The organism is Actinomycetospora sp. C-140 (assembly GCF_054796175.1).
This window is the reverse complement of sequence record NZ_JBTWNF010000006.1, coordinates 239,649-257,265: the sequence shown is the minus strand read 5'-3', so window position 1 is coordinate 257,265 and position 17,617 is coordinate 239,649. Positions and strand designations below refer to the sequence as shown.

Genomic DNA, 17,617 nt, shown 5'->3' with positions numbered 1-17,617 from the left:
TAACGTGCTTGTGCGCCCGAGTGAGCCGGTGCGCCGCCGGGTCCGCGGCGCGGCCAGCCGGCTCGACAGCGATCCGTGGCTGCTCGCCGCGCTCGAATGGGCCCGGTCCCGGCTGCCCGGCGACGCGCACTACGGCGACCCGCTGTCCACCGGTGACGACCCGGCGGGGCGCGTGGCCGCCCAGCTCGCCCCGCTGGCGGCCACGCGGCCGAGCGTCCTGCGCGAGGTCGGGCTCACGGCGCTCCAGGTGTGGCAGGCGCACGCCGGGACCGAGGAGCGCACCGGCGACGAGGTCGTCGCAGTGCTCTTCACCGACCTCGCCGGCTTCTCCGACTGGACGCTCGAGGTCGGCGACGACACCGCGGTGCGCGCGCTGCGACGCGTCGGAGTCGCCGTCGAGCCGTTGGTGCGCCGGCGCGGTCGCGTGGTCAAGCGGCTCGGCGACGGGCTGATGGCGGTGTTCCCCGAGGCCGACGACGCCGTCGAGGCCGCGCTGGCCGCGCGCGACGCCGTGGCGGGGCTGGAGGTCGACGGGCACCGTCTGCACCTCCGCGCCGGCGTCCACGTCGGGACCCCGCACCAGCTCGGCGGAGACTTCTACGGCCGCGACGTCAACATCGCGGCGCGGATCACCGACGCGGCAGGGCCGGGCGAGGTGTGCGTGTCGAGCACGACCCACGCGCACCTCGAGACCGGTCGCTTCGCCGTCCGGCCGCACCGCCACCGTCGCGGCAAGGGCGTGCCCCGCGACATCACGCCGTGGCGGGTGGATCGCAGTCGAGCTCGGCGTTCTCCCGCCTGAGCGGGTTCGCGCGCATCTTCCCGGACGGGTCGAGCCGGCCGAGGACCGCCGCGGTGACGTCGGCGAGCGACGCGACGCCCTCGGCGTCGAGGGCGTCGAAGATGAGCCGCCGGACCTCCGCGGCGTGGCCGGGAGCGGTCTCCCGCACCTTGTCCAGGCCCGCGTCCGTGAGCCGGGCGACGGTCACGCGCCCGCTCTCGGGCGACGGCTCCCGCGTCACCCAGCCCTGCTGCTCCAGCCGGGCCACCACGTGCGAGAGCCGCGAGAGCGACGAGTTCACCGTGGCCGCCAGCGCGCTCATGGGTAGCGTGCGGCCCGGCGTCTCCGAGAGCATGGCCAGCGTCAGGTAGGAGAACTGGGTCAGCCCGGCGTCCCGCTGCAGCTGGGCGTCGAGCGCGGCCGGCAGCAGCGTCATCACCGCGGCCGTGCGCCGCCACGCCCGCTGCTCGTCGGCGTCCAGCCACCGCGTGTCGTCCATGGAGACCACATTACTTGATGCTTCAACTCCGAGCAGGTACCGTTCGGAGTTGAAGGATCAACTTCGTGCAGGGAGACGCCATGGACCCGTTCGCCACCGCCCACCCGGGAGCGGCGTTCGACGCCTTCGAGCCGGGGGCCCGCGAGCGCGCCGCGCGCCGCACGCCCTGGACGCCGCAGGACGGCCCCCTGCCCGCGCTGTACGTCAGCCACGGCGCGCCGCCGCTGTTCGACGACACCGAGTGGATGACGCGCCTGGGAGAGTGGGCCGACCGCCTGCCCACCCCGAAGGCGATCCTCATCGTCTCGGCGCACTGGGAGTCCGCGCCGCTGACGCTGTCGAGCGCGGAGGCCGGCACGCCCCTGGTGTACGACTTCGGCGGGTTCGCCGAGCGCTTCTACCGCATGACCTACGCGACCCCCGACGCCTCGGAGCTCGCCGCCCGCGTCGCCGCAACGCTGCCGGACGGTCAGCCGGCGCACACGTCGCGCCGGGGGCTCGACCACGGCGCCTGGGTGCCGCTGAAGGTCATGTACCCGCTCGGCGACGTCCCCGTCCTGCAGATGAGCCTGCCGACCGAGGACCCCGACCGGCTGCTGGCCATCGGCGCGCGGCTGCGCGAGCTGCGCGGCGAGGGCGTGCTGGTGATCGGGTCGGGGTTCATGACGCACGGCCTGCCGTTCCTCACCCGCGAGATGCTCGCCGGCCAGGACACGCCGGGCTGGACCGGGGACTTCGACGCCTGGGCCGCCGAGGCCCTCGACCGCCGCGACCTCGAGACGCTGCACCGCTTCCGCGACGCCCCGGGCATGCCCTACGCGCACCCGACGGCCGAGCACTTCGTCCCGCTGTTCGTCACCCTCGGCGCGGCCACCGATCCCGAGGCCCCGGTGACGACGACCATCGACGGCATGATGTGGGGCCTCTCGCGGCGCTCACTGCAGGTGGCCTGACCGTCACGGGAAAGGGGCTGGCGCGACCCGGCTCCTGATGGGCATGCTCGGTCCCGTCCGGGGAGAGGTCCCCGGGGACGACTTTCGAGGAGTGAACGCCATGGCCGCCCGGAGCGGGCGCCATGACCGGCGCCGTCACGCCATCACACGGTGACGCCCCCGTTTGCACTGATCAGCGGCGCGGCGTCCTGCCCGAAGGGTCGTACCCCGCAGTGTTTCCCGCTTCTCCGCACGTCTCCGTCCTGACCGGCCTCGGTTGGGACCCGTCCTGGGAGCAGCTCGCTCCCACTCTCGACGTCCCCGCCGGGTGCGTGCCCGGCCGCGTCGCGCGCGTCGACCGCGGCCGGGTCGACGTCCTCACCGACGGGGGTCGGCGGCGCGCCGACTCCCGGCGCCGGGCCCTCGCCGTCGGCGACTGGGTGCTGGTGGATCCCACCGACCCGGTCGCGGTCGCCGCGCTCCTGCCGCGGCGCACCGCCCTGACCCGCGCGTCGTCCTCCGGACGCTCCGAGGGCCAGGTGCTCGCCGCCAACGTCGACACGGTGCTCGTCACCGTCGCCCTGGAGTCCGCGCTGCGGGCGGGGCGGACCGAACGGCTGCTCGCCCTCGCCTGGGAGAGCGGCGCGACGCCCGTCGTCGTCCTCACGAAGATCGACCGGGACGACGGCACGTCGCTGGTCGCCGCCCTCACCGACCTCGCCGTCGCGGCGCCGGGCGTGGAGGTCGTCCCGGTCAGCGCCGTGACGGGCGACGGTCTCGCCGAGGTGGCCGCGGCCGCCCGCGGCACCACCGTGCTCGTCGGTCCCTCGGGTGCCGGCAAGTCGACGCTGGCGAACGCCCTGCTCGGCGAGGACGTGCTGGCCGTCGGCGAGGTCCGCGCCGTCGACGACAAGGGCCGCCACACCACCGTGCACCGGGAGCTCCTGCCGCTGCCGGGAGGCGGGGTACTCGTGGACACCCCGGGGCTGCGCGCCGTGGGTGTCCGCGACGCCGCCGAGGGCATCGACCGGGCGTTCGCCGATGTCGTCGACCTCGCCGAGCGGTGCCGTTTCACCGACTGCGCCCACGACCGCGAGCCCGGTTGCGCGGTCCGGGCGGCGGTCGAGGCGGGCGAGCTCCCGGCACGCCGCCGGGAGGGCTACCGCAAGCTGCAACGCGAGGACGAGTGGGCGGCGGCGCGCACCGACGCCCGTCTCGCGGCGCAGCGTCGCGGGCGGTGGAAGCAGGTCACGAAGGACCAGCGCGCCGCCTACCGGGCGCGGGGCCACTGAGATGACGCAGCGAACGTCCTACTGACCACGCAGATAGGGCGTTCGCTGCACGACCTCGGTGCCTAGCGGCCGGCGGGGCTGATGTTCAGCGACATCCCGGCGAGGCCGCGCGAGCGCACGGAGAGCTTCTCGGCGACCGCGCGCAGGGCGGCGCCGGCGGCGGACTCGGGCTGGGTCAGCACGAGCGGCATGCCGGCGTCGCCACCCTCGCGCAGACGGGTGTCGATCGGGATCTGGCCCAGCAGCGGCACGGTGCCGCCGACCGACTTCGTCAGCGAGTCGGCCACGATCTGCCCGCCGCCCGAGCCGAAGAGGTCCATGCGGGAGCCGTCGGGCATGTCCATCCACGACATGTTCTCGACGACGCCGGCCAGGCGCTGGCGGGTCTGCAGCGAGATCGCGCCGGCGCGCTCGGCGACCTCCGAGGCCGCCTGCTGCGGCGTCGTCACGACGAGCAGCTCGGCGTTCGGGACCAGCTGGGCGACGGAGATGGCGATGTCGCCGGTGCCCGGGGGCAGGTCGAGCAGCAGGATGTCCAGATCGCCCCAGAACACGTCGGCGAGGAACTGCTGCAGCGCGCGGTGCAGCATCGGCCCGCGCCACACGACCGGGGTGTTGCCCGGCGTGAACATGCCGATCGAGATGACCTTCACGCCGTGGCTCTGCGGCGGCATGATCATGTCGTCGACCTTGGTCGGCTTGTCGTCGGTGCCGAGCATCCGCGGCACGGAGTGACCGTAGATGTCGGCGTCGACCACCCCGACCGACAGGCCCTTGTCGGCCATCGCGGCCGCGAGGTTCACCGTCACCGACGACTTGCCGACGCCGCCCTTGCCCGAGGCGACCGCGTAGACGCGGGTGAGCGACCCGGGCTGGGCGAACGGGATCACCGGCTCGTCGGCGTCGCCGCGGACCTTCTGGCGCAGCTCGCGGCGCTGCTCGTCGTCCATGACGTCGAGCTCGACCGACACGGCCGTCACGTTCGACACCGCCGAGACGGCCGTGGTCACGCGCTGGGTGATGGTGTCCTTCATCGGGCAGCCGGCGACGGTCAGGTAGACGGCCACCTCGACCTTGCCGTGGTCGAGGACGCGGATGTCCTTGACCATGCCCAGCTCGGTGATCGGCTTGTGGATCTCGGGATCCTCGACGCCGGCCAGCGCGGACCGGATCGCGTCGACGGACGGTGCTGCGGCCATCGGACCCTTCTCGACTCTCCGAGGGACACCGGTCCCGCCCACGGCGGCCACGTCGCTGTCACGGTGCGGCCCGCCTGGGAGACCGGGGACGAGGGCAGACGGCCCTCATCGGCTCACCACCACTCTACGTGCCGGTCACCTCGGGGTCTCCGGCACGGCGGGCGTCGCACGTCACGCCGAGCAGGGGACCGGTGGCAGAGGGTGGCCGGAGGGGTGGCCGGGAGGGGGTCAGCGCCCGTTGGTGCGGCTCGACGACCCGGGCTGGTCGCCGTCTCCGTCGACCCCGGTGCCCGCGCCGGTGCCCGCGCCGGCCCCGGCCCCCGGCCCGGCCTCGTGCCGGTCGAGCGCACGCACGAGGGCCTGCTCGACCGCCGCGGCGAGCCGGGTGTCGACCGCGCGGTCCACGGCCCGGTCGACGGCTCGCGCCACCGCGCGCTCCAGGGCCTTGTCGGGCTTGCCGCTGCCGTCGGGGTCGCGGGTGCCGTCGCGGACGCCGCGGACCTGCTCGAGCTCGCCGCGCAAGTAGTCGCGCGTGACGACCTCGCCGAGCTGCAGGCGCATCGACGCCAGCTCGCGCGCCAGGTACTCGGTCTCGGCCGAGAGCCGGCCCGCCCGCGTCCGGTCCTCCTCGAGGGAGATGCGGTCGCGGTCGTCCTGGCGGTTCTGCGCCAGCAGGATCAGCGGCGCGGCGTAGGCGGCCTGGGTCGAGAACGCCAGGTTGAGCAGGATGAACGGGTAGGGGTCCCACCGCAGGCTGATCGCGAAGACGTTCAGCAGGATCCAGACCGTCACGATGACCGTCTGCCAGAGCAGGAACGTGCCGGTGCCCAGGAAGCGCGCGAGACGTTCGGCGAACCGCGCGAACCACTCGGCGTCGACGGAGAGCCGGAAGCGTCGGGTGCCGGCGGGCTGGTCGAGCCGGCGCCGGGAGCTGGCCTCAGGCACGGGCACCTCCCGGTACGGCGGCGGGCGGCTCCGGGTCGGGCTGGGAGCGCCAGTCCTCGGGCAGCAGGTGGTCGAGGACGTCGTCGACGGTCACCGCGCCGACGAGGTGCCCGCCGTCGTCGATGACCGGGCCGCACACGAGGTTGTAGGTGGCGAAGTAGCGGGTGACCTCGGCGAGGCTCGCCTCGGGACCGATGCGGGTCAGCTCGGAGTCGAGCACGCCCGCGACCAGCTCGGACGGGGCCTCGCGCAGCAGCCGCTGGGAGTGCACGCAGCCGAGGTAGCGCCCGGTCGGCGTCGCGGTCGGCGGGCGGCAGACGAACACCATCGACGCCAGCGCCGGGGTGATGTCGGGGTTGCGCACGTGGGCGAGCGCCTCGGCGATCGTCGCGCCCGGGGTCAGGACGATCGGCTCGGGCGTCATGAGGCCGCCCGCGGTGTCCGACGAGTACGTCAGCAGGCGCCGGACCGGCTCGGACTCCTCGGGCTCCATGAGGCCGAGGAGCTCCTCGGACTCGGCGCCCGGCAGGTCCGCGAGCAGGTCGGCGGCGTCGTCGGGGTCCATCTCCTCGAGGACGTCGGCGGCGCGGTCGGAGGAGAGGTGGCGCAGGAGGTCCTGCTGCTCGGCCGACGGCAGCTCCTCGAGCACGTCGGCGAGGCGCTCGTCGCCGAGGCCGTCGGCCACGTCGTGGCGGCGCCGCTGCGGCAGGTCGAGCAGCGCGTGGGCGACGTCGGCGGGGCGCATGTCCTCGAACGTGGCGAGCAGCTGCTCGGTCCCCTGCCCGGCTTCGGAGAGCGAGAGCCCCGAGACCGCCGCCCACGGCAGCACCTGCACCGGGCCGCGGCGCCCGAGCCGGCCCACCAGCTCGCGCACGGCCAGGCGCGTCACCAGCCAGTCGCGGCTGCGCTGGTGCTCCATGAGGACGTCGACCACCTGGGCGTCGGTGTCGTGGTCGGTGACGCGCACCCGGGCGTCGAGCATCTCGCCCACCACCAGCACCTCGTTCGGGCGCTGGGCGAACGCCCGCAGGTTGACCTGCCCGGTGGCCAGCGTGACGGCCGCGGCGTCGACCGACGTGACCCGCAGCATCGGCACGAAGATCCGCCGCCGCGACCCGACCGTGACGACGAGCCCGAGCACCCGCGGGGGGCGGGGTCCGACCGCCACGGCGCACACGGCGTCGCGGACGCGCCCGATGCGTTCGCCGTCCGGGCCCAGGACGGGCAGCCCGACCATGCGGGCCACGAACACCCTGGCCATGGCGGTAGTCACCGCAGCAGGCTAACCGGCGCAGCCCGTGCGGCTGGATCGAGTCACCGGTGAGAGGGTCGCCACCTCGGACGATGTGGCCCGCGAGCCCGTGTCAGCATCGCGGACCAGTCGTGGACCCTGTCGTGGAGGTCAGTAGCTCGTGAGTGTGGAGAACCGTCCCCGCCGGTCGTGTCTGGCGGTGCCCGGGTCGAGCCAGAAGTTCATCGACAAGGCCCGCACCCTGCCCGCCGACCAGATCTTCCTGGACCTCGAGGACGCCTGCGCACCGCTGGTGAAGCCCGAGGCCCGCAAGACGATCGTGGCGGCGCTCAACGAGGGCGGCTGGGAGGGCAAGACGCGCGTCGTGCGCGTCAACGACTGGACCACCGAGTGGACCTACCGCGACGTCACCGAGGTCGTGGAGGGCGCCGGGGCCAACCTCGACGCGATCATGCTGCCGAAGGTGCAGACCCCCGAGCAGGTCCACGCGCTGGACTTCCTGCTCACCCAGATCGAGAAGACGATGGGCTACGAGGTCGGCGCCATCGGCATCGAGGCGCAGATCGAGAACGCCCGCGGCCTCAACAACGTCGTCGCGATCGCCGAGTCGTCGCCGCGGCTGGAGACCATCGTCTTCGGGCCGGCCGACTTCATGGCCTCGATCAACATGAAGTCGCTGGTGGTCGGCGAGCAGCCCCCCGGCTACACCGAGGGCGACGCCTACCACTACATCCTCATGCAGATCCTCATGGCGGCGCGGGCGAACGACCTGCAGGCCATCGACGGCCCGTACCTCCAGATCCGCGACGTCGACGGCTTCCGCCGCGTGGCCAACCGCGCCGCGGCGCTGGGCTACGACGGCAAGTGGGTGCTGCACCCCGGCCAGATCGACGCCGCGAACGAGACGTTCTCGCCCTCGCAGGAGGACTACGACCACGCCGAGAACATCCTCGACGCCTACGAGTGGTTCACCTCGGAGGCCGGCGGCGCCAAGGGCTCCGCGATGCTCGGCGACGAGATGATCGACGAGGCCAGCCGCAAGATGGCCCTGGTCATCGCGGGCAAGGGGCGCGCCGCCGGCATGTCCCGCGGCGAGCGCTGGACGCCGCCGGAGAGCTGAGTCGATACTCGCCGGTAACTTCTAGACGCCCAGGAGCACCACGCATGGCACGCCTCGCCCAGACCGCCGGCCTGACCGATGTGCAGACCGAGATCCTCTCGACGGTCCGCGACTTCGTGGACAAGGAGATCATCCCGCACGCGCAGCAGCTCGAGCACGACGACGTCTACCCGCAGGACATCGTCGACGGGATGAAGGAGATGGGCCTGTTCGGGCTCATGATCCCGGAGGAGTACGACGGTCTGGGCGAGTCGCTGCTGACCTACGCCCTGGTCGTGGAGCAGATCGCCCGCGGCTGGATGAGCGTCTCCGGCGTCATCAACACCCACTTCATCGTCGCGTACATGCTGCGCCAGCACGGCACGCCCGAGCAGAAGCAGCACTACCTGCCGAAGATGGCGACCGGGGAGATCACCGGGTCGTTCTCGATGTCGGAGCCCGACCTCGGCTCGGACGTCGCGGCCATCAAGACCAGCGCGAAGGCCGACGGCGACGACTACGTCGTCAACGGCGCCAAGATGTGGCTGACCAACGGCGGGTCGTCGAACCTCACCGCCGCCCTCGTCAAGACCGACGAGGGCGCCGAGAAGCCCTACCAGAACCTGACCACGATCCTCGTGGACAAGGAGCGGGGCTTCGGCAAGGTCGCCGAGGGCCTGAGCATCCCCGGCAAGATCGAGAAGATGGGCTACAAGGGCGTCGACACCACCGAGATGGTGTTCGACGGCTTCCGCATCCCGCAGTCCCAGGTGCTCGGCGCCGCGCCGGGCAAGGGCTTCGCGCAGATGATGGACGGCGTCGAGGTCGGGCGCGTCAACGTCGCCGCCCGCGCCTGCGGCATCGCGATCCGCGCCTTCGAGCTCGGCATCGAGTACGCCCAGCAGCGCTCCACGTTCGGCAAGCCGATCGCGCAGCACCAGGCGATCTCGTTCAAGCTCGCCGAGATGGCCACCAAGGTCGAGGCCGCGCACCACATGATGGTCAACGCCGCCCGGCTCAAGGACCGCGGCGAGCGCAACGACGTCGAGGCCGGGATGGCCAAGATGATCGCCTCGGAGTACTGCAAGGAGGTCACCGAGGAGTCGTTCCGCATCCACGGCGGCTACGGCTACTCCAAGGAGTACGAGATCGAGCGCCTCATGCGCGAGGCGCCGTTCCTGCTCATCGGCGAGGGCACCTCGGAGATCCAGAAGACGATCATCAGCCGCGGCCTGCTGAAGGACTACAAGCTGCGCTGAGCGCGGTACGGTCCTCCGTCACACTGCTTCGTCACACCGGCTCCCCGCCCGGGCACTCCCGGGCGGGGTCCGCCGTTGGACAGGACGAGATCGTCAAGAAGTGAGCGAGGGACCGTCGTGACTGCGCCGTTCACCGGGAACCGCCCGGGCGCCCAGCCGGGGCTGCCGAACCTCCCCGAGCCGCCCTCGGGCTGGCCGGTGGGCTCCTACGCGAAGTACGAGGAGGCGCAGCGGGCCGTCGACCACCTGGCGGACAACGAGTTCCCCGTCGCCGACGTCACCATCGTCGGCGTCGACCTCATGCTCGTCGAGCGGGTCATCGCCCGCCTGACCTGGGGCCGCGTGCTCGCCACCGGCGCCGCGTCCGGGGCCTGGCTGGGGCTGTTCGTCGGCCTCGTGCTCTCCCTGCTCGCGCCCGTCGGCAGCGGGCTGGGCTCGATCCTCACCGGCCTGGTGCTCGGCATCGTCTTCGGCGTCGTGTCCGGCGCGATCACCTACGGCGCCTCCCGCGGCCGGCGCGACTTCACCTCGCAGAGCCAGCTCGTGGCCGGGCGCTACGACGTGCTGTGCCAGCCCCGCAACGCCGAGAAGGCGCGCGACATGCTCGGCAAGCTCGCGATGGGCACCGACGGCTGACGCACGGCGTGGTGTCAGCGTGGCGGCCACGCTGACGTTGGACGTCAGGAAATCCGCATGCTCGGCGGAACACGCCGGGGCCGGCCCGCGCCAGTCGCGCACCTCGACCCTCGATCGCGATCTCGGTGACGATCGGTGTCAGATGTGAGTGCCTCCGTCACCGAGACACCGATCGATGCGGCCACGACGCGTCAGCTGCCCCGTCGATGTGCGGTCGGCGTCGTCGAGGTGTGCAGCACGACGAGGCCCCCGCCCGCAGGAGCGGACGAGGGCCTCGTGACGTCACGCCGGCGTCAGGTCCCGACGCCGCCCACGCCGGTCGCGCGCACGACCGACAGCGGGGTGGCGATGTCCTCGAGCGACTTCTGCTCGGCCGCCACACCGAGCACCGCCGCGACGATGCCGCCGATGATCATGATGACGGCACCGAGGATGTAGGCCCAGAACAGGCCCGAGGTGCTCGGGTTGTCCTCGCTGCCGATCATGACCGCGTAGATCAGCGGAGCCACCGAGCCGAAGATCTGGGCGATCGCGAAGAACACCGCGATGGCCTTCGCCCGGACCTCCATCGGGAAGATCTCGCTGACCGTCAGGTACGCCGCGCTGGCGCCCGCCGAGGCGAAGAAGAAGATGATGCACCAGGCGATCGTCTGGGTCAGCGCGTTGAGCACCCCGGCCTGGAACAGGAACGCCGTGATGATGAGCAGCGTGCCGGCCAGCAGGTAGGTGCCGGCGATCATCTGCCGGCGCCCGACCGTGTCGAACAGCCGTCCCAGCAGGAGTGGGCCGAGGAAGTTCCCGATCGCGAACGGGATGTAGTAGATCGACGTGTCCGCGTCCGGCCCGAGGTAGAAGTGCGTGAGCACGATCGCGTACGAGAAGAAGATCGCGTTGTAGAGGAACGACTGCGTGATCATCAGCGTCGCGCCGAGCGTCGAGCGCCCCGGGTACTCGCGGAACAGGATCCGCAGCAGCGTGAGGTAGCCCGCCTGCGGGGTCGGCCGGATCTCGATGGCCTTCCCCTCGTCCACCGGGTCGATGTGCTTCCCGGTGGTCGTCTCGACCTCGTGCTCGATGAACTTGATCGACTCCTCGGCCTCCGCGCCGCGCCCGTGCATGATCTGCCAGCGCGGGCTCTCGGGCACCGACCGGCGCAGGAAGATGATGACGATCGCCAGCACCGGGCCGATGAGGAACGCGAGGCGCCAGTCGAGCGCGGGGGAGATCGCCCCGGACAGCAGCGGGATCTGGATGACGGCCGCGATCGCCGCGCCCGCCCAGTAGGTGCCGTTGACGATGATGTCGGTGCGGCCGCGGTACGGCGCGGGGATCAGCTCGTCGATGGCGGAGTTGATCGCGGCGTACTCGCCGCCGATGCCGGCGCCGGCGATGAACCGGGTGAGGTAGAGGAACGTGATCGACGCGGCCCCGGAGCCCAGGGTGAGCGCGGTGAGGGCGCTCCCGCCGAAGTAGATCGCCAGGGTGATGAAGAAGAGCTTCCGGCGCCCGAGCCGGTCGGAGATCTGGCCGAACACGAGGGCGCCGACCACCTGGCCGATGAGGTAGACGGTGGCGAGCAGGCCGACCGCGGTGGTCGAGATGCCCAGCCGGTCGGCCCCCGAGAGCTTCTCGCCGACGTTGCTCGCGATGGTGATCTCGAGCCCGTCGAGGATCCAGCAGGACCCGAGCGCGAGCACCATCCGCGTATGGAAGGGAGACCACGGGAGTCTGTCGATGCGGGCCGGGATGAGGCTCCGGACCGATTCCTGGGCGGGCGATGGGTACTGCGTCGTCATGGCACCTCCCGTGTCACCGAGCGTTCACAACTCGGGGGACTCTAGTCACAGGGGCACCGCCATGGGCTGCGGAAATACCTCTTCGTAGCCGAGCGGTCACAGCTCGAACTGACGCAGAGTGATCAGAGATTCCGGTACTTTCCGGACGCAACGACCGCGAAAAGGACGAAAACGGCCGATGTCAGGGCTGTTTTGTCCGGATGTCGACTACAGCCAGCGGTTGCGGCGGAATGTCCGCCAGAGGACCGCGCAGATCAGCAGGATCGCCACGATCACGGCGGGGTAGCCGAACTGCCAGTGCAGCTCGGGCATGTAGTCGAAGTTCATGCCGTAGATGCCGGCGAGCATGGTGGGCACCGCGAGCAGGGCCGCGTAGGCGGTGATCTTGCGCATGTCGTTGTTCTGGCGCAGCGTGATCTTGGCGAGGACGGCGTCGACCAGCGTCGTCAGCAGCTCGTCGAACGAGCCGACGCGCTCGGCCACCGTCGTCAGGTGGTCGTCGACGTCGCGGAAGTAGCTGCGCACCTCCGCCGGCACGAGGGGGGAGTAGCCCTCGGTGAGCCGGCGCATGGGCGTGACCAGCGGGGTCACGGCGCGGCGCAGCTCGAGGACCTCGCGCTTCATGAGGTAGATCTGCTCGGCGCCGACCTCGCTGTAGGGGGCGAAGACCTCGGTCTCCATGGTGTCGATGTCGCCCTCGACGCTCTGCGAGACCTCGAGGTAGGCGTCGACGATGTGGTCGGCGACGGCGTGCAGGACGACGGCCGGACCCTGGGCGAGGTGCTCGGGGTCGGCCTCGAGCTGGTGGCGCACGCGGCGCAGCCCCGAGTGCTGGCCGTGCCGCACCGTCACGACGAAGTCGCGGCCCAGGAACACCATGAGCTCGCCCGACTCGACGATCTCGTTCGCGGTGGTCGGCGACGCGTGCGCGACGTAGCGCATGGTCTTGAACACCGAGAACAGCATGTCGCCGCTGCCCGCGGCGCCGGAGCCCGTGCCGCTGTAGCGCTCCATCTTCGGGCGCTGGTGGGCGTGCACGGCGTCCTCGACGGCCAGCGGGTGCAGGCCGAAGACCTCGGCGATGTCCTGGATCTGCTCGGCGTCGGGCTCGTGCAGCCCGATCCACACGAAGCCCTCCTCGCGACGGCGGACCTCGGCGATCGCGTCGCGGTGGTTCCACCGGCCCTCGAGGCGCTTGCCGTCGACGTAGACCGCGCAGTCGACGACGAACGCCGACAGCGGGACGTGCGGGACCCGCGGGTCCTGCGGGCGGGGACGGCCGGGGCGGATCACGCGGGAACCGGCGTTGCGCAGCGTGGGCAGGCTGGGCATGGGGACCTCCGGGGACCGGACGGTGTGACGGGGGCAGATGGCACCGCTGTGCCTCCGCGTCCCTCCCGGGCCACCGCGCGACTCCTCAGCGCGTGGGCGTCACCGGGGAGGAGACGCGGCCCGTACTGGGGGGCGTGTTGTCCGCCCTCCTCGTGGAGTCGTCCACGTCTCACCTCCCTCGCCTCGTGCGACATGACGTCGGCCGATGGGCCATCCTAGCTGCCCTGTTCGACGCCGTCGGATCGAGGAGGCCCCGACGGCGTGACGACCGACGATGTTCAGGAGGCGGATCCGTGCAGTTCGGGCGGTACTTCGAGGAGTTCGAGGTCGGGGCGACCTACAAGCACTGGCCGGGCAAGACGGTCACCGAGTACGACGACCACCTCTTCTGTCTCATCACGATGAACCACCACCCCCTGCACCTCGATTCCCACTACGCCGAGGGGACGCAGCAGGGGCGCAACGTCGTCGTCGGCAACTACGTCTACTCGCTGCTGCTGGGGATGTCGGTGGCCGACGTCTCGGGCAAGGCGATCGCCAACCTCGAGGTCGAGTCGCTGCGCCACGTCAAGCCGGTCTTCCACGGCGACACGATCTACGGCGAGTCGACCGTGCTGGACAAGAAGGAGTCGTCGTCGAAGAACGACCGCGGCGTCGTCCAGGTCGAGACGATCGGCTACAACCAGGACGGCGTCGTCGTCTGCATCTACCGGCGCAAGGTCATGGTGCCGAAGCGTCCGGCGCCCGAGGGCACGGACGAGGGCTTCGAGGCCGAGCAGCCCCGCCGCCCCGTCCCGCAGCGCGACTGATCAGTCCGGCAGGCAGCCCCAGCCGCGCAGGGCGTCGGTCAGGCCGGTGACGAGGTCCCCGGCCTCGTCGAGCGCGGCGTAGGCGGCCGCGTCCACCCACCGCGCGTCGGCGGCGTCGTCGCCGGCGCGCGGGACGGCGTCCGCGTCCACCGGCCGGCAGCGGAAGTCGTGGATCGCGAAGACACGACCGCCCGGAGCGGGCCGGCGCACGTGCCCGACCTCCTCGCCGACGGCGACGGCGAGCCCCGTCTCCTCGGCGACCTCGCGGGCCGTCGCGTCGGCCGTGGTCTCGCCCGGCTCGACCTTCCCGCCCGGCAGCGACCAGCGTCCGGCCTCGGGGTCGTGGGCACGGCGGACGAGCAGCAGGCGGCCGTCGGCGTCGGTGACGATCCCCCCGACGCACAGCACGACCGCATCAGGTGACGGCGACGCGCCGGGATCGCCCCGGGGATCACACGTCGTCACACTGGATCACACTAGTATCACCGTGAGCCGGATAGCCGTCCCGGCCCGGACGAGCCCATACTGCCGACGACCGGACGTCGACCCCGAACCACGCGAGGGAAACCGAGTGAACGCGAAGAAGGTCGGGATCATCGTGGGCGTCGCGTTCGCGCTGTTCTTCGTCATCTCGCAGCCTCAGAACTCTGCGGACCTCGTGCTCAGTATCCTGACGATCCTGGGCAACGCGGCGGCCGCCGTGGTCGAGTTCGTGCGCGCGTTGTTCACCTAGGCCGGGAGGTCCGACGTGCTGGCACCCCGCGAGGTCGACGAGTACGTCCTGCCCACCGAGCGGCGGGTGATCCGCTTCCGGCGTCACTGGGCGGTGATCGTCGGCGAGGTCCTGCAGGCCGTGGTCCTGTTCGTCCTGCTCGCCCTGGGTGCCGCGTTCCTGCCGCAGAACGTCGTGCTGGACAACCTCTTCTGGTACGGCGCGCTGCTGGTGCTGCTCAAGAGCAGCTACAAGGTCAGCGAGTGGTGGGTCGAGAAGGTCGTCGTGACCGACAAGCGCGTGATGCTCACCAAGGGAATCTTCACGCACAGCGTCGGCATGATGCCGCTGACGAAGGTGACCGACCTCAGCTTCGTGCGCACGTTCAACGGCCGCCTGCTCGGCTACGGCACGATGGTCATCGAGTCGGCCGGCCAGATCCAGGCGCTCAACCAGATCCACTACCTGCCCGACCCCGAAGAGGTCTACGAGGCGATCTCCGAGCTGGTGTTCGGCGACAAGCGCCAGACCCGCTCGTACACGCTGCCGGGGTCCGGGTTCGGCGGGGCGCGCGGGCGTCGTCGCTGACCCGTCGATACTGCGGGGTGTGATCGACCTCCACACCCACTCCTCGGTCTCGGACGGCACGGACACCCCGACGGAGCTGGTCGTGACGGCGGCGGCCGCCGGTGTCACGGTGCTGGCGCTGACCGACCACGACACCACCGCCGGCTGGGACGAGGCCGCCGCGGCGCTGTCCGGACTCGGCTCCGCAGGCTCCGCGAGTGGCTCGCCGGGCATGCGGCTGGTGCGCGGCGCGGAGTTCTCCACCGTGAGCCCCGACGGGCACGGCGGCACGGTGACCGCGCACCTGCTCGGCTACCTGTTCGACCCCGCCGACCCCGACATCGTGGCCGAGCAGGAGCGGGTCCGGGGGTCGCGGCGGGACCGGGTGCGTGCCATGGGAGACCGGATCGGTGCTGACTACACCGGCATCGACGGCGAGTCCCTGCTGGCCCGGTTGCCGGCCGACTCGCCGGCCGGGCGGCCGCACATCGGGCAGGCACTCGTCGACGCCGGCGTCGTGGGCTCGGTGCCGCAGGCCTTCGAGGAGCTGCTGCGCAAGGACGGCCCGTACTACGTCGAGAAGTACAACACCCCCATCGCGGCGGCGATCGCCATGATCGCGGCCGCGGGCGGGGTGGCCGTGTTCGCGCACCCGTTCGCCCGTCGCCGGGGGCCGTGCGTCGACGCCGCGGTGATCCGCGATCTCGCGGCGGCGGGCCTGCACGGGGTCGAGGTCGACCACCCCGACCACGACGCCGACGACCGGGCCGCCCTGCGCGCGCTGGCCGCCGAGGAGGGCCTGCTGGTCACGGGCTCGAGTGACTACCACGGCACGAACAAGACGACCCCGATCGCCGCGGAGACCACCGCGACGCCGGTCCTCGACGCGCTCGTCCGGCGCGCGAGGGGCGCGGAGGTGCTCGCGGGCTGAGGACGCGGAGCGGAGCGGAGCCGGACCGTCGACGCTGTCGTCCTCGGGCCTAGGGTGGACGGTGATGAGCATGCAGCTGGGTCTGGAGGGCATGCCCGACCGCCTGGTGCGCGTGACACCGTCGCGCCTCGCCACCTGGCAGGACTGCCCGCGCCGGTACCGCCTGACCTACCTCGACCGCCCCGCGCCGCCGCGGGGCGGGCCGCGGGCGGCGAGCACGCTCGGGGCCGTGGTCCACACCGTGCTGCACGCCGTGTACGCCGAGCCGGCCCGCCGGCGCGGCGGCGACCGTGCCGCCGCCCTCGTCGAGCGCCAGTGGTCGTCGGAGGGGTTCCGCGACGACGCCCAGGCCGCGACGTACCGCGAGCGCGCCCGCAGCTGGGTCGCCGACTACGTCGAGCGCCACGCCGTCGCCGACGCGCCGGAGCCGCTGGGCGAGACCGTCGGGCGCGAGCGGTGGCTCTCCGCCCCGGTCGGCGGCATGGTCGCCGAGGGACGTGCGGACCGTCTCGACCAGCGGGACGGGGACATCGTCGTCGTCGACTACAAGACCGGCCGCCGCGTGCCCGACGCCGAGGACGCCCGCCGCTCGCCCGCCCTGGCGCTCTACGCCCTTGCCGCGCGCCGGACGCTGCGCCGCCCGTGCCGGCGCGTCGAGCTGCACCACCTGCCCAGCGGCACCATCGCCGCCGCCGACCACGACGAGGACTCCCTGGCCCGGCACCGCGAGCGCGCCGGTGGCGCGGCAGCCGAGCTCGGGGCCGCGGCCGACGCGTTCGCGGCGGATCCCGGCGTCGCCGAGACCCTCTTCCCGCCGGCACCCGGACCCCGGTGCGGGGCGTGCGACGTGCGCCGCCACTGCCCCGAGGGCCGCGCCGCCGCGCCCGCCGACCCGGCGTGGGCCGGGCTCGCGCCGTGAGCCAGGCGCGCCCGCGCCCGGACGACGAGCCCGACCCCGACGACGGCTCCGGCTACGCCTGGGCGTACGGCCCCGAGACCGGCCCGACCCCGCCCCAGGGCTGGTCGTCCGGCGAGGCGCCGACCCCGCCGCACGGGGCCGCGCCGGAGCCGCGCGGCGTCACGGAGACGGGCTCGTTCGTCGCGACGGGCACCTGGACCACCCCGTCCGGCGTGCCGCGCGCCGCGGACCGGCGGGAGCGCGCCCGGCGCTCGACGGGGCGGCCGACCCCGCCCGCCGGCGTCCCGGCGGCCCGCCCGGACCGTCCCGACCGCCTCGTCCGGACCCGGCGCCGCCTCGTCGCCGTCGCCCGGGTGCTCGCCGGCGGGCTCGTGGTGCTCGCGGTCGTCGTGGTCGCGGCGCCGTACCTGCTCGGCGGGCCGGGACCGGGCGCGGACACCGTCGTCGCGCACCTCCTGGCCGGCGGCGGTGCCGTCGCGGCCACGGCGGTCGCGGCCCACCGGCGCACCGGTCCGGTGGCCGCGGTCCTCGCCGCGGCGGCGGTGCCGGTGATCCTCGTGGTGCTGTTCAGCCTCGTCTGGTGGGCCTGAGGATCGAGCGCGAACGGGGACTTCGCGCGCGTAGAAGCAGCGAACATCCTAATGAGCACGCCGATAG

General features: G+C 72.6%; 18 protein-coding genes and 1 pseudogene. 12 read left to right on the top strand and 7 right to left on the bottom strand.

The genetic code is table 11. From position 1 onward, the window contains the following. The first annotated feature begins 4 nt into the window (after positions 1–4). A complete protein-coding gene (locus tag ACR9E3_RS12840; RefSeq protein WP_460380656.1) occupies positions 5–802 on the top strand; it encodes an adenylate/guanylate cyclase domain-containing protein in 798 nt (265 codons plus the stop codon). Here the strand turns inward: ACR9E3_RS12840 and ACR9E3_RS12835 are convergent. Then, positions 753–1,280, bottom strand: coding sequence for a MarR family winged helix-turn-helix transcriptional regulator (locus ACR9E3_RS12835; protein ID WP_460380655.1), 528 nt, complete (start codon positions 1,278–1,280; stop codon positions 753–755). The genes ACR9E3_RS12840 and ACR9E3_RS12835 overlap by 50 nt on opposite strands. 80 nt (positions 1,281–1,360) lie before the next feature. Between ACR9E3_RS12835 and ACR9E3_RS12830 the strand changes: the two genes are divergently transcribed. Together ACR9E3_RS12830 and rsgA are read left to right on the top strand one after the other, a co-directional pair. Next, positions 1,361–2,233: a dioxygenase family protein gene (locus ACR9E3_RS12830; protein WP_460380654.1), complete on the top strand. Its 873-nt coding sequence runs from the start codon at positions 1,361–1,363 to the stop codon at positions 2,231–2,233. Positions 2,234–2,544: 311 nt separating this feature from the next. Beyond that, positions 2,545–3,504 carry a ribosome small subunit-dependent GTPase A gene (gene rsgA / locus ACR9E3_RS12825; RefSeq protein ID WP_460380653.1) on the top strand — a complete coding sequence of 320 codons (960 nt, stop codon included), beginning with the start codon at positions 2,545–2,547 and terminating at the stop codon, positions 3,502–3,504. 62 nt (positions 3,505–3,566) lie between these two features. Here rsgA and ACR9E3_RS12820 read toward each other — a convergent pair whose 3' ends face one another. From ACR9E3_RS12820 to ACR9E3_RS12810, 3 genes and pseudogenes are all read right to left on the bottom strand, one after another. Then, on the bottom strand, positions 3,567–4,703 hold the full coding sequence (locus ACR9E3_RS12820; RefSeq protein ID WP_460380652.1) for an Mrp/NBP35 family ATP-binding protein: 1,137 nt from the start codon (positions 4,701–4,703) through the stop codon (positions 3,567–3,569). A 495-nt stretch (positions 4,704–5,198) separates the two neighbouring features. Next, a pseudogene (locus ACR9E3_RS12815) lies at positions 5,199–5,648 on the bottom strand (DUF1003 domain-containing protein); the annotation flags it as partial. Further along, positions 5,641–6,909: a magnesium transporter MgtE N-terminal domain-containing protein gene (locus ACR9E3_RS12810; protein WP_460380742.1), complete on the bottom strand. Its 1,269-nt coding sequence runs from the start codon at positions 6,907–6,909 to the stop codon at positions 5,641–5,643. The pseudogene ACR9E3_RS12815 and the gene ACR9E3_RS12810, both read right to left, overlap by 8 nt. A gap of 151 nt (positions 6,910–7,060) precedes the next feature. Here ACR9E3_RS12810 and ACR9E3_RS12805 point away from each other — a divergent pair, with 151 nt between their 5' ends. The 3 genes from ACR9E3_RS12805 (at position 7,061) to ACR9E3_RS12795 (ending at position 9,894) form a co-directional block, all read left to right on the top strand. Then, on the top strand, positions 7,061–8,020 hold the full coding sequence (locus tag ACR9E3_RS12805; RefSeq protein WP_285653204.1) for an HpcH/HpaI aldolase/citrate lyase family protein: 960 nt from the start codon (positions 7,061–7,063) through the stop codon (positions 8,018–8,020). Positions 8,021–8,064: 44 nt separating this feature from the next. Continuing rightward, the gene (locus tag ACR9E3_RS12800) at positions 8,065–9,258 is read left to right on the top strand and encodes an acyl-CoA dehydrogenase family protein (protein WP_460380651.1); all 1,194 of its coding nucleotides are present in this window, start codon (positions 8,065–8,067) and stop codon (positions 9,256–9,258) included. Positions 9,259–9,375: 117 nt separating this feature from the next. Beyond that, positions 9,376–9,894, top strand: coding sequence for a YflT domain-containing protein (locus ACR9E3_RS12795; protein WP_285653198.1), 519 nt, complete (start codon positions 9,376–9,378; stop codon positions 9,892–9,894). Positions 9,895–10,187: 293 nt separating this feature from the next. Here ACR9E3_RS12795 and ACR9E3_RS12790 read toward each other — a convergent pair whose 3' ends face one another. After that, the gene (locus tag ACR9E3_RS12790) at positions 10,188–11,594 is read right to left on the bottom strand and encodes an MFS transporter (protein ID WP_460380650.1); all 1,407 of its coding nucleotides are present in this window, start codon (positions 11,592–11,594) and stop codon (positions 10,188–10,190) included. A gap of 303 nt (positions 11,595–11,897) precedes the next feature. Next, entirely contained in the window at positions 11,898–13,022 is a 1,125-nt protein-coding gene (locus ACR9E3_RS12785; protein ID WP_460380649.1) for a magnesium and cobalt transport protein CorA, read from the bottom strand. A 293-nt stretch (positions 13,023–13,315) separates the two neighbouring features. Here ACR9E3_RS12785 and ACR9E3_RS12780 point away from each other — a divergent pair, with 293 nt between their 5' ends. Continuing rightward, complete coding sequence (locus ACR9E3_RS12780; protein WP_285659436.1) at positions 13,316–13,831, top strand: MaoC family dehydratase; 516 nt, start codon at positions 13,316–13,318, stop codon at positions 13,829–13,831. On the opposite strand, the gene ACR9E3_RS12775 is transcribed toward ACR9E3_RS12780, so the two are convergent. Beyond that, positions 13,832–14,239, bottom strand: coding sequence for an NUDIX hydrolase (locus tag ACR9E3_RS12775; protein WP_460380648.1), 408 nt, complete (start codon positions 14,237–14,239; stop codon positions 13,832–13,834). It lies immediately after the preceding gene. 163 nt (positions 14,240–14,402) lie between these two features. On the opposite strand from ACR9E3_RS12775, the gene ACR9E3_RS12770 reads away from it, so the two are divergent. The 5 genes from ACR9E3_RS12770 (at position 14,403) to ACR9E3_RS12750 (ending at position 17,550) form a co-directional block, all read left to right on the top strand. Beyond that, on the top strand, positions 14,403–14,564 hold the full coding sequence (locus ACR9E3_RS12770; protein WP_285659433.1) for a hypothetical protein: 162 nt from the start codon (positions 14,403–14,405) through the stop codon (positions 14,562–14,564). Positions 14,565–14,579: 15 nt separating this feature from the next. Then, entirely contained in the window at positions 14,580–15,131 is a 552-nt protein-coding gene (locus tag ACR9E3_RS12765; protein ID WP_285659432.1) for a PH domain-containing protein, read from the top strand. Between the two features lie 19 nt (positions 15,132–15,150). Beyond that, entirely contained in the window at positions 15,151–16,041 is an 891-nt protein-coding gene (locus ACR9E3_RS12760) for a PHP domain-containing protein (RefSeq protein WP_460380647.1), read from the top strand. A gap of 64 nt (positions 16,042–16,105) precedes the next feature. After that, positions 16,106–16,960, top strand: a complete 855-nt coding sequence (locus ACR9E3_RS12755) for a RecB family exonuclease (RefSeq protein WP_460380646.1) — start codon at positions 16,106–16,108, stop codon at positions 16,958–16,960. After that, positions 16,957–17,550, top strand: a complete 594-nt coding sequence (locus ACR9E3_RS12750) for a hypothetical protein (RefSeq protein ID WP_460380645.1) — start codon at positions 16,957–16,959, stop codon at positions 17,548–17,550. Before ACR9E3_RS12755 ends, ACR9E3_RS12750 begins: the two co-directional genes overlap by 4 nt. The last annotated feature ends 67 nt before the right edge of the window (positions 17,551–17,617 follow it).